Origin of the sequence: Methanobrevibacter sp. (assembly GCF_045611865.1) — an archaeon.
Classification (GTDB): domain Archaea; phylum Methanobacteriota; class Methanobacteria; order Methanobacteriales; family Methanobacteriaceae; genus Methanocatella.
Genome location: NZ_JAZKXX010000074.1, coordinates 1 through 16871, shown reverse-complemented (window position 1 = coordinate 16871; position 16871 = coordinate 1). Strand labels below are relative to the sequence as shown.

General features: G+C 31.5%; 14 protein-coding genes. 2 read left to right on the top strand and 12 right to left on the bottom strand.

Annotated features, from left to right (window positions below; all coding sequences use genetic code 11):
* The 5 genes from ACKI32_RS08765 to ACKI32_RS08745 form a co-directional block, all read right to left on the bottom strand.
* Positions 1–5046 (bottom strand): cobaltochelatase subunit CobN, encoded by a 5046-nt coding sequence (locus ACKI32_RS08765; protein ID WP_407415531.1) that lies wholly within the window; start codon positions 5044–5046, stop codon positions 1–3.
* Between the two features lie 277 nt (positions 5047–5323).
* Positions 5324–6103 carry a hypothetical protein gene (locus ACKI32_RS08760; RefSeq protein ID WP_407415529.1) on the bottom strand — a complete coding sequence of 260 codons (780 nt, stop codon included), beginning with the start codon at positions 6101–6103 and terminating at the stop codon, positions 5324–5326.
* Between the two features lie 69 nt (positions 6104–6172).
* Positions 6173–8536 carry a BspA family leucine-rich repeat surface protein gene (locus ACKI32_RS08755; protein ID WP_407415527.1) on the bottom strand — a complete coding sequence of 788 codons (2364 nt, stop codon included), beginning with the start codon at positions 8534–8536 and terminating at the stop codon, positions 6173–6175.
* 139 nt (positions 8537–8675) lie between these two features.
* Positions 8676–9962, bottom strand: a complete 1287-nt coding sequence (locus tag ACKI32_RS08750; RefSeq protein ID WP_407415525.1) for an O-acetylhomoserine aminocarboxypropyltransferase/cysteine synthase family protein — start codon at positions 9960–9962, stop codon at positions 8676–8678.
* 86 nt (positions 9963–10048) lie between these two features.
* Positions 10049–11197 carry an aldo/keto reductase gene (locus ACKI32_RS08745; protein WP_407415523.1) on the bottom strand — a complete coding sequence of 383 codons (1149 nt, stop codon included), beginning with the start codon at positions 11195–11197 and terminating at the stop codon, positions 10049–10051.
* A 97-nt stretch (positions 11198–11294) separates the two neighbouring features.
* Between ACKI32_RS08745 and ACKI32_RS08740 the strand changes: the two genes are divergently transcribed.
* The gene (locus ACKI32_RS08740; protein WP_407415521.1) at positions 11295–11891 is read left to right on the top strand and encodes an NAD(P)H-binding protein; all 597 of its coding nucleotides are present in this window, start codon (positions 11295–11297) and stop codon (positions 11889–11891) included.
* Positions 11892–12905, top strand: coding sequence for a 7-cyano-7-deazaguanine synthase (locus ACKI32_RS08735; RefSeq protein ID WP_407415519.1), 1014 nt, complete (start codon positions 11892–11894; stop codon positions 12903–12905).
* 220 nt (positions 12906–13125) lie between these two features.
* Here the strand turns inward: ACKI32_RS08735 and argH are convergent, their stop codons facing one another.
* The 7 genes from argH to ACKI32_RS08700 all read right to left on the bottom strand — a co-directional run bounded on the left by argH (position 13126) and on the right by ACKI32_RS08700 (position 16843).
* A complete protein-coding gene (gene argH, locus ACKI32_RS08730) occupies positions 13126–14547 on the bottom strand; it encodes an argininosuccinate lyase (protein ID WP_407415517.1) in 1422 nt (473 codons plus the stop codon).
* A gap of 68 nt (positions 14548–14615) precedes the next feature.
* A complete protein-coding gene (locus tag ACKI32_RS08725) occupies positions 14616–14768 on the bottom strand; it encodes a 30S ribosomal protein S27ae (RefSeq protein ID WP_067042875.1) in 153 nt (50 codons plus the stop codon).
* Between the two features lie 8 nt (positions 14769–14776).
* The gene (locus ACKI32_RS08720; RefSeq protein WP_407415515.1) at positions 14777–15115 is read right to left on the bottom strand and encodes a 30S ribosomal protein S24e; all 339 of its coding nucleotides are present in this window, start codon (positions 15113–15115) and stop codon (positions 14777–14779) included.
* A gap of 21 nt (positions 15116–15136) precedes the next feature.
* Positions 15137–15646, bottom strand: coding sequence for a GTP-dependent dephospho-CoA kinase family protein (locus tag ACKI32_RS08715; protein ID WP_407415513.1), 510 nt, complete (start codon positions 15644–15646; stop codon positions 15137–15139).
* A 10-nt stretch (positions 15647–15656) separates the two neighbouring features.
* Complete coding sequence (spt4, locus tag ACKI32_RS08710; RefSeq protein ID WP_407415511.1) at positions 15657–15833, bottom strand: transcription elongation factor subunit Spt4; 177 nt, start codon at positions 15831–15833, stop codon at positions 15657–15659.
* Between the two features lie 2 nt (positions 15834–15835).
* Positions 15836–16414: a DNA-directed RNA polymerase gene (locus ACKI32_RS08705; protein WP_407415509.1), complete on the bottom strand. Its 579-nt coding sequence runs from the start codon at positions 16412–16414 to the stop codon at positions 15836–15838.
* Between the two features lie 36 nt (positions 16415–16450).
* Positions 16451–16843 carry a PIN domain-containing protein gene (locus tag ACKI32_RS08700; RefSeq protein WP_407415507.1) on the bottom strand — a complete coding sequence of 131 codons (393 nt, stop codon included), beginning with the start codon at positions 16841–16843 and terminating at the stop codon, positions 16451–16453.
* Positions 16844–16871: the final 28 nt, after the last annotated feature.

Here is a 16871-nt window from a genome sequence, read left to right as displayed (position 1 = left end):
CTATCGTTTTTCATTGAATAATTTATCTAAATCTTGAACTTTATCTTTATCATCATTATCTCTGAAGTATCCAAAAGCTACGACTAAAATTAAACATAAAATTGCCAAAACTGCTATAAGAGATAAACCGACTTCACTAGCAGATTGTGAAGTTATTGGATTAATCTCAATTGATTTTTTAACATCAGCTCCTTCAGAGAATGAACTTCCCGCTTCAACTGATTCACTGCCTAAACCAACATTTGAAAATGCCTCTCCTTGAGCATTATTTCCATTTTGAGCTGTATTTTGAGTAGTTGAGCTTGAATTGGAAGCGAATGTAGATGAAGATGATGAACCTTTAACCGGATTTTGTGTAGAAGCCTCATTTTGGTTATTCGGGTCATTTTCAGGTACTTGAGTTGATTGAGTATTATTTTTAAATATTGGATTTTTAGTCGCTTCATATAATTTAGGGAGCAATTGTGCAAGTATATCTGGATTTACGTATTGTACTGCCCATTGCATCATTGCAATATTACCACAACTACAGTCACAACATGCAACACCATTTTGAACAGTTGCCTGTGCCCAAGTATTTGCAATATGATTTATTGTACTTTGGTCTGCATTCCAATATCCATCATGTATTGTTGTAAGCATTGTTCCACTCATTGAAATAAGTGAATATGCATTATTTCCACTCATTAACCAGTCGTTAACTCCTAATCCATATTTATCATTGTAATATGTATTGTAAATTCTATTCCAGAGGTCATCTGTTACTGCTACAGGTCTTGTTACTTGCCATCCATGCAAGTTACTTACAAATTTGTTTGACATGTAACGAGCACCGCTGTAACCTTCATTCATCATTCCTTTAATCCAGTCAGGATTATCATATCTTGCAGCGATTTCTTTATACATTACCTCTTCAAGTGATGAAACATAAGCACTATTCTTATTAGCATACATTAAAACATTGAATTTTGGAGATTTTCCTGAAATCTCCTCAACGGTCATGGATAATCCACCCCAATAATCGAAGAAATCATCGTTGTCTAAAACACCATACTGATTTGTGTTACGACTAGCGACAATTGTATCTGAGTTTGAAAGAGCTCTTAAGAATACTAATGGGTTTGTATCTCCCCAGTAATTTTTAGAGTACATATTTCCCATCCTTCCAAGGTAAAAGTCAGCGAGCTCACTTGTATCGTTCCATGTCCATGACATTGAAACTAGTTTTGATATTCCTGCACCATAATCACCATTTGGAGGTGCAAAGATACGAGTTATTGCACACTCACCTGCATATGATGCATTGTATCCTTGACTTAAATAGAACAAAGTATCTTCAATCCAATGTTGTGCAACATAATTTGATTCTAATGGCTCATTTGAAACACCATAATAATTAATACTACTCATTACACTTTCAAGAGCTTCTTTTAATTCTTGTGATTCCATTAATGTATTGTTTTTACTCATTGTTAAATATGATCTTGCAAGAGCAACTCTAAATGCATTATCCATTAGAATAGCCTGTGATGAATAAAGATCTCTGAATAAACCACTTGTAATTACAGTTACATCTATCCTTTTTTTATCCCAACCATCCGGACGAGTCAAATCATCCAAACTAATTACTTGAGGCATTGCATTAACTTTTTTACCTGTAGGATTGCCCTCATCATCATAGCCAGCACTTGAAGAATCAGTCCACACAGGTTTCATACCTAATAAATAAAGTACTGTTGAAACCAATGCCCCATCATCCCTTGCTGTTTCTACACACCAAATACCCATTATGATTTTCTCGGTTGTGTCATTTAAATCTGATAAGGTCAATAATGCCAAAGTTTTAGCATATTCCCATGCTTCAATAGTTGGAAGTTCACAAGATTGGTCCTGGAACATGTTTTTACCTGTAGGAAGAATGCTAGGCTTAATTACAAGTTCTCCACCCTCACCAACAGGAACATACTTTCCATTCAATCCTTCAATCATTGCATCCAATTCATTAGAAATAGAAAATGTAATCAGATTAATATATCCTTTTGCCAGGTTTAGACAAGATAAAAATGTTGGATTGTCAAATTTGGAATTTTCACTAATTAAAACATTGCTAACTGTATCAACATCCCAGTAAATTAATGCTTTTACAATATCATAGGACTTATTTAATATAAACTCCCTTTCAAAAGCAGATAATTGAGAATAATCTTTTGAATAATAATAATTTGAAAGTTCAGAGAATAAATTAAGCACTCCATGATTGTTTTCAAGCACATAATCATAAGACAACATTGCTGAAACTGTGCTTGCCAAGTCTTGTTCAGACCACATCTCCCCTAATGCATGCAATCCTAACGGATACAAGGTAGATTGCATTTCAATTAAAAAACTATTAACTTTTTCCATGAGTACATCATCAGACATGCTTTTGACTTCATCAATTGTAAGGCCAATATTTGTTGAATAATCATTATTTATTATCAAATCTCGTAATTCATTAGCAATGCTGCTGCTAGGGTTATCTTTATAATCATTTATCAAGCTGGCGGCTGCGGTTAAATTAGCATATAAATGAGTGTATGACATTGGAGAGGTTAAATGTGAAATGATAACAGCAAAACCTCTTCTTTTTGCTTGGATTGCCTCAGCTAAACCATCAGCTATATAGAAATATAACTGTGGAACGTCCCCAACAACAACTGATCCATAGTCTGTTGCTGAAAGTAAAATCTCTTTTCCAGGCAACCATTCGTGAGTTGCATGTCTTCCAATAAATAACATTGCATTAGGATACTTTGTTTGCATATAATAATAAGCGGCCAAATACTGATGAGTTGGAGCAACTGCAGTACAGTGATAAAGATTTTGGATATCTGCTTCCCATCCTCTTTGAGGTTCAGGAGCAATGAAAATATTTCCATAAGTTAATCCAGGAATAACAAAATAATCAATACCTTCTTTATTTATTACCATGATATCTCCTGGAGCTTCCCCCCAACCATTTAAACCTGAAATATTTAACTGTTTAAAGTCATCAAAGTATTTTAAGAATAAATCAAAATATTTTTCATCTTTGGTTTTTGTGTAATCTTTTAAACTGTTTACGATATTTGTTAAAACTTCCTTAGATTGGTCTGAATTTTCCTCTGGAAGCAGTGCAACAATTTGATTAAACCAATCATCAATAGTGTCTCCAATTGTTGAAGTATAATTAATTTCAACGGCCCTTCTTGCAAGCTCTCCGATGTATGCAACAGGACCTTCTTTTACTTGTATTTTAACTATATCATCTAATGAATCAAACCATTCAGTATACTCGTTTACAGGCAATAAAGTGACTCCTGATTGGTTGGCTAGTTTTTCAAGTTCTCCAGGTGCCCAATTTGCTACATTAATACCGCATTTAAGCATTAGATTTTCAAGTTCTGACACATTATTTGGCAAATCGCCAACATTATAACCTTCATCTTTTAAGGCGTAAAGTATATTATAGATACTTTTTATTGAATCCAAATAACTGGAACCTATATTCTGCTTTCCAGGAGGATAGTTATAATAAATAATTGAAATTAACTTTTCAGCATTTGAAGTATACTTTAAATCAACCCATGAATCTATCCTATCAGTTAATAACTCAATATTACGCTCATATGGGACATAAGTCATTATGCTAGCCCCAGTTAGATTAGAGATATAAGTAGATTGACCTCCAACAAATGTGGCATCAATGATTCCTTGAGTTTCTGCAATAGTAATGTGCCACCATTTATCACTTCTTTCAGTCGTAAGTCCAGTTGAACCTAACTCCCACATTTCATTTGAAACATAATCTGAATGTACTGCTCTGAAAACTGGAACTCCCACTTCTTCAAAAAAGTCGGTTGCCTTTGTAAAGTTTTCTCCACCAACACCATAAGCAACCATTGATACAATTGCATCAACATAAATATCATAATTAGATGAATTAGCTAAAAATCCATCAATATCACTACCTGCACTTGTCCATGATTCAACCATTACGGCCAATTGCTCAGCAGATCCACCTGCTGCAAAAACTGGGATAACATTATATCCTTTTGATTCAAAATGTTCTATAAAAGAGTAGGTTGGATGTAATTGTTGAGATGAAACATACATCGTACTTTCTAAAATACCAATTGTACGAGTATTATTAGGGTTGAAAAAAGTAGCAATATACTCATCTAAAGAATACCACCTTTCACGATAAATTCCATAAGTTTTAGAGCCTGTAAAAGTTGGATTTTCATATTTTACATCAAAACCTAAATAATTTAAAATATATAATATTTGATTTTTCAGATTTTCCTTATCATTGATATCCTTATAGAGGATTAATTGATTTAAAAAAGAATTAAAATCCTTTCCATCACCATTTATGAAATTATAAACATTTGAATAAGCAATACCTCTTTTAGTATTTTTAAAATAGTTTATTAACTCTTCATTAGAATATATGGAAAATATTTTATTGTAATTCAATGTATTATTTCTAATTAAGTTTATTGAACTGGATTCTGAATTTAGATTACCTGAAGGAGGTTCTAGTATAAGAAAAATCTTTTTATCAGATAAATTTGGATTTTTTGCCAAAATACTTGTTAAAACTGAATCAACATCACTACTGACCCACTCTCCAATAAATGCATCACAGGAGGACAAGTAATTAATCATTTCATTTTCATCCATCTCTTTAATCTGATTACCATTCCTGATAATCAATTTCACATCTTTTAATTTGCTTTCTTCAGAAAGCTCAATACTGGCCTGATCTAAAATATTAACTCCCGGATTATCGCTAATGATAAATAAAGTTGTTTCTTGAGAATTAGAAATATTTTCTTTTGAATCATCGATTGAAATCGTTTTAGAAACATTATCATTAGAAACTTTTAATAATTCTGAAGTTGAAGTTTGATTTATTTCACTAGTATGGTTTTCCCCGGCAAATGTAAATTGAAGAGAAAAACTAAAAACTAATATTATTAAAAGTATCAAAACAATTTTTTTCTTATTTCTAAAAAGATTCATAAAAATTCCACTAACTAAAGATTGATTACATAATTTTAAATAAAATTATCACTACATTTAATAATTTTTTAATAATAATTAAATATATATTTTTCCAATTGAAGTAATACTAAAACGGCTTAAATCGTGTAAAAAGTAATACTAATCAAGTTCATTGATAAAAAGTAATAATTATTATTTAAATGGATTAAAAAAAAGTAATACTTGAAGATAGAATAACACTAAAACTTAAAAAATAACAAAAAATGTAATACTTTTATATGAAAATAATATTCAACTAATCATCATTGTTCTTTTCAATCTTCTTTTCCAATTCATCAAATCGGTTATTGAAATGCTTTGTCAAGATTGCGGCAGTTAAAGTAGCAGTACCCACACCAGACAATAAATAACCTCCCCAAACCAAGATTATAGCATTTATTTTACCGGGAATAGATTTACCTAAAACTGCATAACCATTACTGGTAAATGCATTTGAAACCATAACAAGAGAATCTAGTGGATTAACATTTTCACTAACTTGTGTTGCTAAAAAACTAATAAAAATTATTGCAAACAATAAAATTACTGCTATTCCCAGTCCATTTGACTGAGTATATTCTCTAAATTTATCGAAATACACTTTTATAAAGTAAATTAATACTGGAATCTGAATTAAATCAATTAATCCAACAAGAGAATTGCCAAATATGAGATAAGTTAAAGAACCATATGGAACTAGCAATATAATTAAAATCTTATTTTTTAAAGAACTTGTGTCCAAGGAGCTGGCAATATATAAAGAAAGGAGAATGTCAAATAATACAAAATAAATTATATCGTTCTTTATAAACACAACGGCATATAAGATATCTATAAATATTAATGCCATCATCATTAAGTAAAATATTTGTCTTAAGGAATGGATTTCTTCTTCTGGCAAATATTCTTTAGGGTTTAAAAATCTATTGGAAGACTTTTTAAGTTTAGAACCCCCAAATCTAAAAATAACTATTAAGAGTAGAAAAATAATAATTTCAGATACTAATTTTAAAATTGACAAATGATCTATTTCCACTTAAACACCATATATTATTTTTGAAATCAATATTATTAATACTTAATGAAAGAAAGCCATGAATAATTATTAATTATCATCATATTCATACCATTTAGGATATTTTTCTAATAAAACACATCCTTTAAATATCATATCCATATTTTCAATGTTGGAAATGTCCCAATTATCCAAAACACTTGCATCCTTCAATAACTCACAGCCAAAAAACATATGATCTATTGTGCTTGCACTGGATATAGTCCAATTACTTAAAAAATCTATATTTTTTAGATTTTTACAATGCCCAAACATTCCAGCTAGAATATTTACATTCTCCACATTCCAATTAATTAGTGAGGAAATATCATCTAGAGATATGCACCCGAAAAACATTCCTTTCATGTTTTCTACATTCTCCACATTCCAATTAATTAATGGAGATATAGTAAATAATGACCTGCAATTCCAGAATATTGCCCTCATGAATTTTACATTAGAAACATTCCATTTAGCCAATGGTGAAATATATCTTAAAGAAACACAATCCAAGAAAAGTCCATTCATATCCATCACATTAGAGACATCCCAATCAGACAATGGTGAAATATCATTTAAAAATTTACATTTATGGAACATGAATTTCATCTCGGTTACATTAGACACATCCCAAAATCTTAAAAAGGAAATATCATCTAGCGCATGACATCCGGAAAACATTCCATTCATTTTCTCGGCTTTATTAACGCCAAATGCAAAAATAGCTTTAAGAGATGTCAAACCAGCATATCTTTCAGTTAAATCTTCTTTATCAGATAAATCTTCGTTAACATAGATTATATCTTCTCTATGAAATACCTCATCCCAACTGGTTAGATTAGTACCATCTTTTAAGATAATTAAAACATTCAAATTGCCTAAATCAAAAATATTCCTAGTGGTTTTATTAAATCTGTCAAATTCCAATAGATATTCATTGGTTCCTCTAAATCCTTCTTCAGCATACCATGCAGGATAATATTTTAAATCATCACATCCTTCAAAAACATCTGCTGCATTTTGTATATTTCTAAAAATCCAAAAATCAAGTGGATTTGCATTATTAAGTGCTTTGCAATCCTTAAACATTTCATTTATATTAATTAAATTACCAACATCCCATTTCATTAATGGTGAAATGTCAACTAATGATTTGCATCCACAAAACAGCTCTTCCATAGATTTAATATTAGTAACATTCCAATTTGCCAGTGCAGAAATATTTTTTAATGAGCTACAATATTCAAAAATGCCAATTAAAGATGATGCATTTGAAATATTCCATTTAGCAATCGGGGAAATGTCTTCCAATAATTCACAGCTATTGAATAAATCCTCCATTAGTTTAACATTTGAAACATTCCATGATTTTAATGGTGAGATGTCAACCAAGGAATTACAATTACAAAACATCTCAATAATATTGGTGACATTAGAAACATCCCAATTTTTTAAAGCAGAAATATCTTCTAATGACTCACAATCCTTAAATAATCGCTCCATTGACGAAATATTAGAAACATCCCAATTTTTTAGTGCAGAAATATTTTTTAAAAAGATGCAACCCTCAAACAATCCATCGATTCTTGAAATATTGGAAACATCCCAAGATTTTAAAGCAGAAACATCTTCAAGAGAAGTACAATTACTAAATAAAGCTAAAAGATCAGAATTATCCTTCATTTTAGACAAATCCCAATTAGCCAAAGCGGAAATATTCTTAAGTGAAACACAACCCCTGAACATTGCAGTTATATTAAATGCATTATATAATTTCCAATTTTTAAGAGCAGAAATATCTTTAAGAGAAGAGCAGAAATCAAAAATACACCCCATATCACGTACATTGCTTACATCCCAATTAGCCAAAGCGGAGATATTTTCTAAAGATGCACACTCGGAAAACAAATAATACATGTCATCAACATTACTAACATCCCAATTAGCCAAAGCAGAAACATCCTCAAGAGAAGAACAACGCCAAAACATGGTTGACATCTTTTCTAAGCTAGAAACATTCCAGTTTTCAAGAGCAGAAATATCAACTAAAGATTCACAGCCATGAAACATTCCTCTCATATCAAAGACATTACTAACATCCCAACTAGCTAAAGATGAAATATCAACTAAAGATTTACAGCCAACAAACATGCTTTTCATGGTTTCTACTTTTCCAAAGCCAGATGCTATAATAGCTTTAAGATTTGTCATTCCAGCATATCTTCCCATAAGATTTGTTTCGCCGAATAAATCTTCACTGATATATATAATATCTTCTTTATTATCTACATCATCCCAACTAGTTAAATTAGATCCATCTTTCAATATAATAAGAACTCTTAAACCATTTAATTCATAAATACTTTCACTGACTGTGTTTAATAGTTCAAATTCTCTTAATTGCTTGCTAATCATGTTTTCTCGTTTTCCTAAAATAGCTATTTAATACTATATCAGTTAGAAAATATAAAATTTTTTACATCATTATAATTATTAAAAAAAAGTTAATAAAAAAAGTTTAAAAAAGTTTTTTGAGAATAATTGCCATTAAACCTTAAATTTTATCTAAAGCCTGATCTACATCAGCTAAAATATCTTCAATATCCTCAATACCTACTGAAAATCTAATTAAATCCGGAGTTACACCTGTAGATAATTGCTGTTCTTCAGATAGTTGAGAATGAGTGGTTGATGCTGGATGGGTAACTAATGATTTTGCATCTCCAATATTTGCTAAAAATGAAATCAGTTCCACATTTTCAATGAATTTTAAAGCACCATCATAACCTGCTTTTAAACCAAATGACACAATTCCACCATAACCCTTTTCAGCATATTTCTTAGCCACTTCATGATTAGGGGAAGACTCCAAACCAGAGTAAGTCACCCATGCTACTTTTGGATGGGCTTCCAAGTGTTTAGCAACAGCCATTGCATTTGAAGCATGCCTTTCAATTCTTAAGCCTAAGGTTTCTAAACCCTGTAAAAGTAAAAATGAACCAAATGGAGAAGGTACGGCACCGGTATCCCTTCCAACAACTGTCCTGATCCTTGTTGTAAAAGCAGCTCCTTTAAATGTTTCAGCAAATACCAATCCATTATAAGTTTCATCGGGTTCGGATAATGTCGGGAATTTTCCATTCATCCAGTCAAAATCACCTTTTTCAATGACAATCCCCCCAAGAGTGGTTCCATGACCTCCAATGTATTTAGTTGCAGATGAAGCAATAATATCTGCTCCATGGTCGAAAGGCCTAACTGAACCAATACCCACAGTATTATCAGCAATTAGTGGAATTCCATGAGAATGTGCAATTTCAGAAATCTTATCAAAGTCAGGAATGTCTAGTTTTGGATTTCCAATTGATTCAACATAGATTGCACGGGTCCTATCATCAATAGCTTCTTCAAATAAATCAGGAGATTGTGAATCAACAAAAGTAACTGTACGGCCCAATTCTTCTAAAGTATTTTCAAACAACTCATATGTTCCGCCATATAAATTATCAGCGGATACAATATTGTCTCCAACTTGAGTCAAGTTAATGATTGCATAAAATATAGCAGCCATACCAGAAGCAGTCGCATATGCGGCAGTTCCACCTTCAATAGCAGCCATTCTTTTTTCAAAAGCCTCTGTTGTAGGATTTGTCAATCTTGTGTAAATATTTCCCCCTTCTTTAAGTGCAAATCTGTTTGCTGCTTGTTCAGATGAATCAAATACATAAGAAGTGGTTTGATAAATCGGTGTTACCCTTGAACCTGTTTCATCAACTTCTTCTTGTCCGGCATGAACACCAATTGTTGATATATTTTTTTTGTTTTTAATTTCATACGCCATAATAATCACTTAAAACATTTGTAAAAATACTTATATTAAACTATTCGATTGAATTTTTAATGCTTAAAAAAAGATTTCGCCAAACACTAAAAACCAAACAGATCCTGTGCATCCAACATCACATCTACAATATGCACATCAAAAGGACATCTAAGTTCACATTCACCGCATGCAATACAATCTGTTGCATTGTACTTTAAGTTATTATAATGCTCTTGCACGCTTGCAGGCACTTCATCATGGTTTTTTGCTAGGTCAAACAATTTATTTACCATTGCAATATCAATTTCTGAAGTGCATGGTTGACAATGCCCACAATAAGTACATTGTCCTTCAAATGAATGTTTTGGAGCATTTCTTAGAACCTCAACATAATCCTTTTCAGCATCTGTTGCTTGGCAATATTTTAAAGACTCCAAAAGCTCATCAACTGTCTTTACCCCAACAAAAATACTTGAAACACCTTTTTGAGACAATGCATAATGTATACATTGAATCGGTGTTAGAGCCACTCCAAACGGTGATGTTTCATCAGAAAGCAAATTTCCCCCTGCAAAACCTTTCATCACTGTTAGCGCAGTCCCATTTTCTTCACATAAACTATATAACTCCGCTCTTTTAGGATGAACACTTGAAAACTCGCCATCATATGCATCTTCTTTTCTATATTCTTCAATATCGCTCATTGAACCAAACATGTCAAATGCAGGATTAATTGAAAACATCAGCAGCTCGATTTCAGGATTTTGAGCTGCTAAAATTCCAATATCTGGATTGTGTGTACTTAATCCAATATGTGCTATCGTACCATCACTTTTCAACTTGCGAACATAATCTATGAATGGTCCGTTCATTATTTCATTATAATCATCTAATTGGTCAACATAGTGAATCATACCAAAATCTAAAGTATCAATCTCAAACCTTTCCATAAAGTCTTCAAAAGCAGGAATTACCTTATCCATATCCCGTGTTCGAACATATTGGTTATTTTGCCAAGTTGAACCGATGTGGCCCTGAATAATCCAATTTTTGCGATTGTCCTTAATGGCTCGGCCCAAGTGTGAACGTACATCCGGTTCACTCATCCAACAGTCAACAAAATTAATCCCATTAGCTTCACAGGCTTTAATTAATACTTCAGTATCTTCATAAGGTCTTTCAACTAAAAATTCGGCTCCAAAAGCTATTTCAGATACTTCAATTCCAGTATTTCCCAACTTTCTATATTCCATACTATTATTCTATATTTCAAATTAAAAAAAATTAACTAAAAAATATTTAACATTTAAAATTAAAAAGAATATATGATAAGTTTTTAAAGGTGAAATAATGAATATCGCAGTAATTGGTGCTACCGGAAAATTTGGAAGACTATTCATATCCAAATTACTTTCTATTCCAAATTATCAAATAACAGCAATTTCAAAATCAGCAGAAAATATCTATGAGAACAGCCATAGGGTAACCGCTAAAAGCATAGATGCAACAAATCAGAAAGATTTAAAGAGTGCTTTAGAAAATCAGGATATTGTATTCTGTGCCGTTTCAGGTTCTGATCAAGTAACCATTGCACGTAACCTAACAGAATTAAATGTGAACAGACTAATTTTCATGAGCGTTGTTGGAATTTACAATGAACTTCCCAAAGGCAATGGTGACGAATTTAATTTAGACAATGAGCCAGAACAAAGAGTTCACAGAAATGCAACAGATATTATAGAAAACAGTTCCCTGGACTATACTATCTTAAGGTCAGGATACATTGCATACCAGAATGAAGAGGATTATGTCATCACTAAAAAAGGAGAGCCTGCCAAAGGTTATGTTTCTAATGCAAAATCAATTAAAAAAATAGTTTTAGACATTATCAAAAATCCTAAACTTTATTCATGTGAAAGCATAAGTGTCACAAGAGATATGAGTTAGATGTATACAAAAGAATTCCTTTTAGATGAAATAAATGCCATAAGAGAAGAGATTGGTCATGACAAAGTAAATATTTCTATCGAAGAGATTTACTTTAAGGCCAATGAATTATGGATTATAACTGAAGACCGTCCCGATAAATCAGCCATCATTGGAAAAGGCGGTTGGGTGGTTGGAAAACTTAAAGAAAAATTAAATCTGGATAGCATTCATGTTGAAAGTTATGGTGACTTTCTAAACAAGGAATATAAACTCAAATTATCTAAAAAAACTGTCCATAATATAGATTTGGATTTAATAGGCCTTAAAAACTTGGAAAAAATAATTGAAGATAAACTAAATAACATTTACAGTTTTAACTTCGACAATTACTTTAGAGAAAATAAATTTAAAGAATCAGCTGAAACTGAAGCTGTTGTTGCTCTTTCAGGTGGTGTTGACAGTAGTTTTTCTCTTATTTTGGCTAAAAAGTTAGGTTTTAACCCAATTGCAGTTACAGTTAATCCGGGAACAATAATCTTACCAAAGCAATTTAAAGAAAACATCAAACTTTTAACCGAATCATTAGACATTCATCATGAATATATTGAAGTTGACTATTCGGAGGTTATCAAAGAATCTTTTACAGGTAAAGTTCATCCCTGCGGCAGATGTTCAAACAATACCAGTGAGTTAGTAAAGCAATATGCAAAAGATGACGAAATACCGATAATTGTCTTTGGTGATATGCTTGCAACTGGTAGTCAATGCATAAATTTACAAGATGAATCATTATATCGCTTGAACCTTCCAGCAAGTTTAAGTGTAGGTAAACAAGAGATAAAATCCTTAATCAGAAACTATGATTTAAATGAGTTTAAAGGATTTGGTTGTCCGCTGCTGTATGAAGTCCACAAAAAATTTCCATACATGAAAAAATTCTCAATACAAAGGATACTTAGGGAAACCCGTTCAGGTGCACTTGAGCCTGGTGAAGCCCTTGATTTAATCTGGAGTTTTTACAAAACAAAATAATTATAATATTTTTAATTTAAAAAAAACAACTTATGATTATGCAAAAGAGATTATAGGAGCTGAGCATTACTTATTGAATTTGAATAAGTATCCTATTATCTCTTGCATATCAACTTCAATAATCAAAGATTATTTCAGTGATTATAATATTGAACTCGAAAGCATATAAATTTTAGGTATGCCTAAATAAATTTAAAATTAAAAAAATATAGGAATTTAATTAAATTCCATGTTTTTCAAATTCTTCATTTAAGAATACTTTAATATTATCGCGAGCAATCTCAACCATTTCCGGTGCAGGACCACCAGGAACAGCTCTAATTCTCACATTTTCAGCAGGGTTTAAAGCCCTCTGAATTAAATCATCATCTAATTTTAACTCATCAAAGCCTAACTCAACTGCAATGTCATCAATGAATTGAGAAGTAATATCCTCTTCTGCCATATTATTGGCTGTTGCTTCATTAACAATTCTTCCAACAATTTTATGAGCTGTTCTAAATGGAATCTCTTTTTCACGAACCATAATGTCTGCCAAGTCGGTTGCGGTTGCAAAGTTTTTACCTGCAAGCTCTGCACATCTTTCAACTTTGAATTCAACAGACAACATCATTTTAGTAACAATTGATAATGTATCACGGGTTACATTAACTGCATTCCATAAATGAGGAGTAATTTCCTGCAAATCCCTATTGTAAGTATATGGAATAGCTTTTAAAATGGTTAAAATTGTGATTAACTCACCAGTAGCAATACTTGTTTTACCTCTTGCAAGTTCAGCTACATCAGGGTTTTTCTTTTGAGGCATAATAGAAGAAGTTGATGAATATTCATCAGCCATTTCAATAACACCGAACTCATATGTACTCCACAATACTAATTCTTCACAGATTTTAGCAAGTGTTGATGAAAGTGCCACTAAATCAAAGACTGTTTCAGAGATAAAATCCCTTGCAGAAACTCCATCCATAGAATTTTCCAAATATTCATCAAATCCAAGCAGATCAGTGGTTAACTGCCTATTAATTGGAAAACTTGTAGTAGCCATAGCTGCTGAGCCTAATGGATTTAAGTTTACACGTTTATAAGTATCCGCTAAACGTTCATAGTCTCTTTTTAATGCTTGTACATGAGCCATTAAATGATGAGCTATTGTAATCGGTTGAGCATGTTGTAAGTGTGTAAAACCAATGAAAACATCTTCAAGGTGCTCTCCGGCCATTTCAACTAAACCTTCAATAAATTCCAAAATTCCGATTTGAATTTCTTCAATCATCTCCCTTAAAACTAATCTAACATCACATGCAACCTGGTCATTACGTGATTTTGCAGTATGCATAAACCCAGCTTGAGGACCTATTTTAGAAGTTACATAATTTTCAATAGCCATGTGCACATCTTCTACAGATGGATCAAAAACTAAAGCATCAAAGCCCTCTTCTTTAAGTTCATCAAGAGCACACAAAATTTTATCTGCAATTTCACCATCTATAATACCTTCATGTTTTAACATTGAAGTGTGTGCAAAATTAGTTTTAATATCTGCTTCAAAGAGATATTTATCAGCATCAAAAGATGAAGTATATTCAGCTGCTTCATCAGTCATTCCAGTCTTAAAACGACCATTTCTAATATTATCCAAAGAAATCCCTTCTTAAAAATAATTAAAAATAAAAATAAATAAAAAAAGAAATGAAGATTTATAAAATCTTATTTTTTCATTTCAGTGTATCCGCATTTACCACAAGCAACTCTGTCACCGTGATCAGCCATGAATACACCTTCACCACAACGAGGACAAATTTGGTTTTTTCTAACAATTTTGTCTCCATCTACTTCATATAAATCAGATTTTCTTACCATAAAACCACCTATTCTTCTGCTTCAGCTTCAGCTTCAGCTTCTTCTTCCTCTTCAGCAGGTTCTTCTTCAGGTTCTTCATTTTTAGCTAAAACATGTTTAGTTTCAATGTATTCTAAATCATCTATAGTATCATAAACTTTAGCATAACCTAAAGCTTTAGGTTCACCATAGTGAGGTTGTACATTGTCAACTACAAGTAAATCTTTTTTAGTGTTTAATAAAGCAACTAATTTAGATTTAATGTCTAAGATTTTAGGAGTAGCTTCTCCATCATAATCAACATAAAATTTAATTTCTTTTCTGTTAAATAATTTATTTTCTTTTTCTTCAATGAATTCGATTTCCATTATAAAAACCTCATTTAATTTTTATTCTTTAATAAATCCGTTAATAAGCATTTGAGCTTTATCTTTTAAATCAGAAACTTTTAAAAGCACTAAACCTTCATTCGGTTGACCATATAATATGGTAGTTTCCGGATTTGCCATTAAGATGCAAGGAAGAACTGCAAGATCTTCTTCCCCTGCTACTTCAATTACATAACATTCGCCATTGTTAGATAATTCAAGAGCTTGGCCTATGGTTTCCCATAGATCATCTGTAATGCATCCGGCAGGATTATCTGCTTTTAAAATATTATCTGCATGTATAAATTCATGAGTATGATTTTTTCTTTGAATTAAATTATCAATTATACCAATGTTTGGATATAATTCATATTTAGTAAGATTACCAAATGTTGCATCACCTACAGAAATTAAAAACTCAGAAGATTTTATTTCATCGATTGCATCTTCAAAGTCAGGATATAATTTACCTAATGGCTTTTTAAGCTCATTAATTATATCTTTATTTAATTCTGCATCTAAACGTAACACAATAAAACCTCTACCTTACTCTTAAACAATATTCACCAGGAATTTGAATATTTAATTCACGAGCTAATTCAGATTCTTCTGGATCGGTTATAATTAAAAGACCACTCCAATTGTCAGAAGTTGGATTTCCACAACTAGGACAATGGTCTTTACTTGAAATCATTTTACAAACAGTACAAGCTTTCATTCTTAAACCTTCTTACTTTTTTCTTTAGCTTCTTCAATCCATTCGAATCTACCTAAATTGGTTTGTCTCATAGTGAGAGGAATTTTAGAATTCCTATTATTTTCAATATTATTGGTAGATTCGTCTTTTATAGAAACACTGACGGCTCTAGCTCTAACTAAGTCACCTTCATCTAAAGTTTTATTAGATTCTTTAGCGATTAAAGCTCCTCTTTTACCATCATAGTTAATATAATCATCAGTTACTTGAGAAACATGTATTAAACCATCCATAGGCCCAATTCTAACAAAAGCGCCGTAATCAACAATATCAATTACTTCACCATCGAAAATTTCATGTTGTTCTGGTTTAAAGAAAATTGCTTCAAAGACAACATTATGATATGAAGCTCCATCACCCATAATGAGTCTACCTTCACTAATTTCTACAATTTCATTAACACAGATAAGTAAACCGAGTTTTTTATCTAAACGACCCTCATAAGTTTCGTTTAGAGTTTGAATAGCGACTTCTTCAAGAGGACTTTCAAACCTGTAAGGTGGTATTCTTACAGTGTCCTCAATTTTTGTTTTGTAATACAAAATAATCCCTCATTTTATTAATAAGTTTAATTAATATTATATTTTACCTTCAACAGCAATATATTTTTTTTGTCTTAAGTAGGCAACAGTAATGCCTTTTTCTTTTGCACGATTTTTCAACTCAATGTCATTTGTAGCTAAAACTTCTGAAACTCTAAGCAACGCATCATCCACAGTTTCATTTTCAAGTAATGAAATATCCTTTATTTCAACTTTTGAAGAATTAGCTAACTTTAAGGCCAAATTTGCATTTAACCTTACTTTTCCTTTGGAATTTCTTTTTAAACCCTTCAATTCATTGATAACAAAGCTAGGAGTAGTCAGCCTATAAGAAGGTAATGAGTTTTCAAGTTCTGTGATTACATCCACATTGAACTGAAAAGGAACCATAAAAAAATTGGTATCAATCACAACTTCTTTAGAGTTCATTATTTACCTCTATTTAATAATACCGTAA

Coding starts and splice junctions, on each gene's coding strand:
- ACKI32_RS08765 (WP_407415531.1), bottom strand. CDS start 5,046: ATGAATCTTTTTAGAAATAAGAAAAAAATTGTTTTGATACTTTTAATA.
- ACKI32_RS08755 (WP_407415527.1), bottom strand. CDS start 8,536: ATGATTAGCAAGCAATTAAGAGAATTTGAACTATTAAACACAGTCAGT.
- ACKI32_RS08750 (WP_407415525.1), bottom strand. CDS start 9,962: ATGGCGTATGAAATTAAAAACAAAAAAAATATATCAACAATTGGTGTT.
- ACKI32_RS08745 (WP_407415523.1), bottom strand. CDS start 11,197: ATGGAATATAGAAAGTTGGGAAATACTGGAATTGAAGTATCTGAAATA.
- ACKI32_RS08740 (WP_407415521.1), top strand. CDS start 11,295: ATGAATATCGCAGTAATTGGTGCTACCGGAAAATTTGGAAGACTATTC.
- ACKI32_RS08735 (WP_407415519.1), top strand. CDS start 11,892: ATGTATACAAAAGAATTCCTTTTAGATGAAATAAATGCCATAAGAGAA.
- ACKI32_RS08725 (WP_067042875.1), bottom strand. CDS start 14,768: ATGGTAAGAAAATCTGATTTATATGAAGTAGATGGAGACAAAATTGTT.
- ACKI32_RS08720 (WP_407415515.1), bottom strand. CDS start 15,115: ATGGAAATCGAATTCATTGAAGAAAAAGAAAATAAATTATTTAACAGA.
- spt4 (WP_407415511.1), bottom strand. CDS start 15,833: ATGAAAGCTTGTACTGTTTGTAAAATGATTTCAAGTAAAGACCATTGT.
- ACKI32_RS08700 (WP_407415507.1), bottom strand. CDS start 16,843: ATGAACTCTAAAGAAGTTGTGATTGATACCAATTTTTTTATGGTTCCT.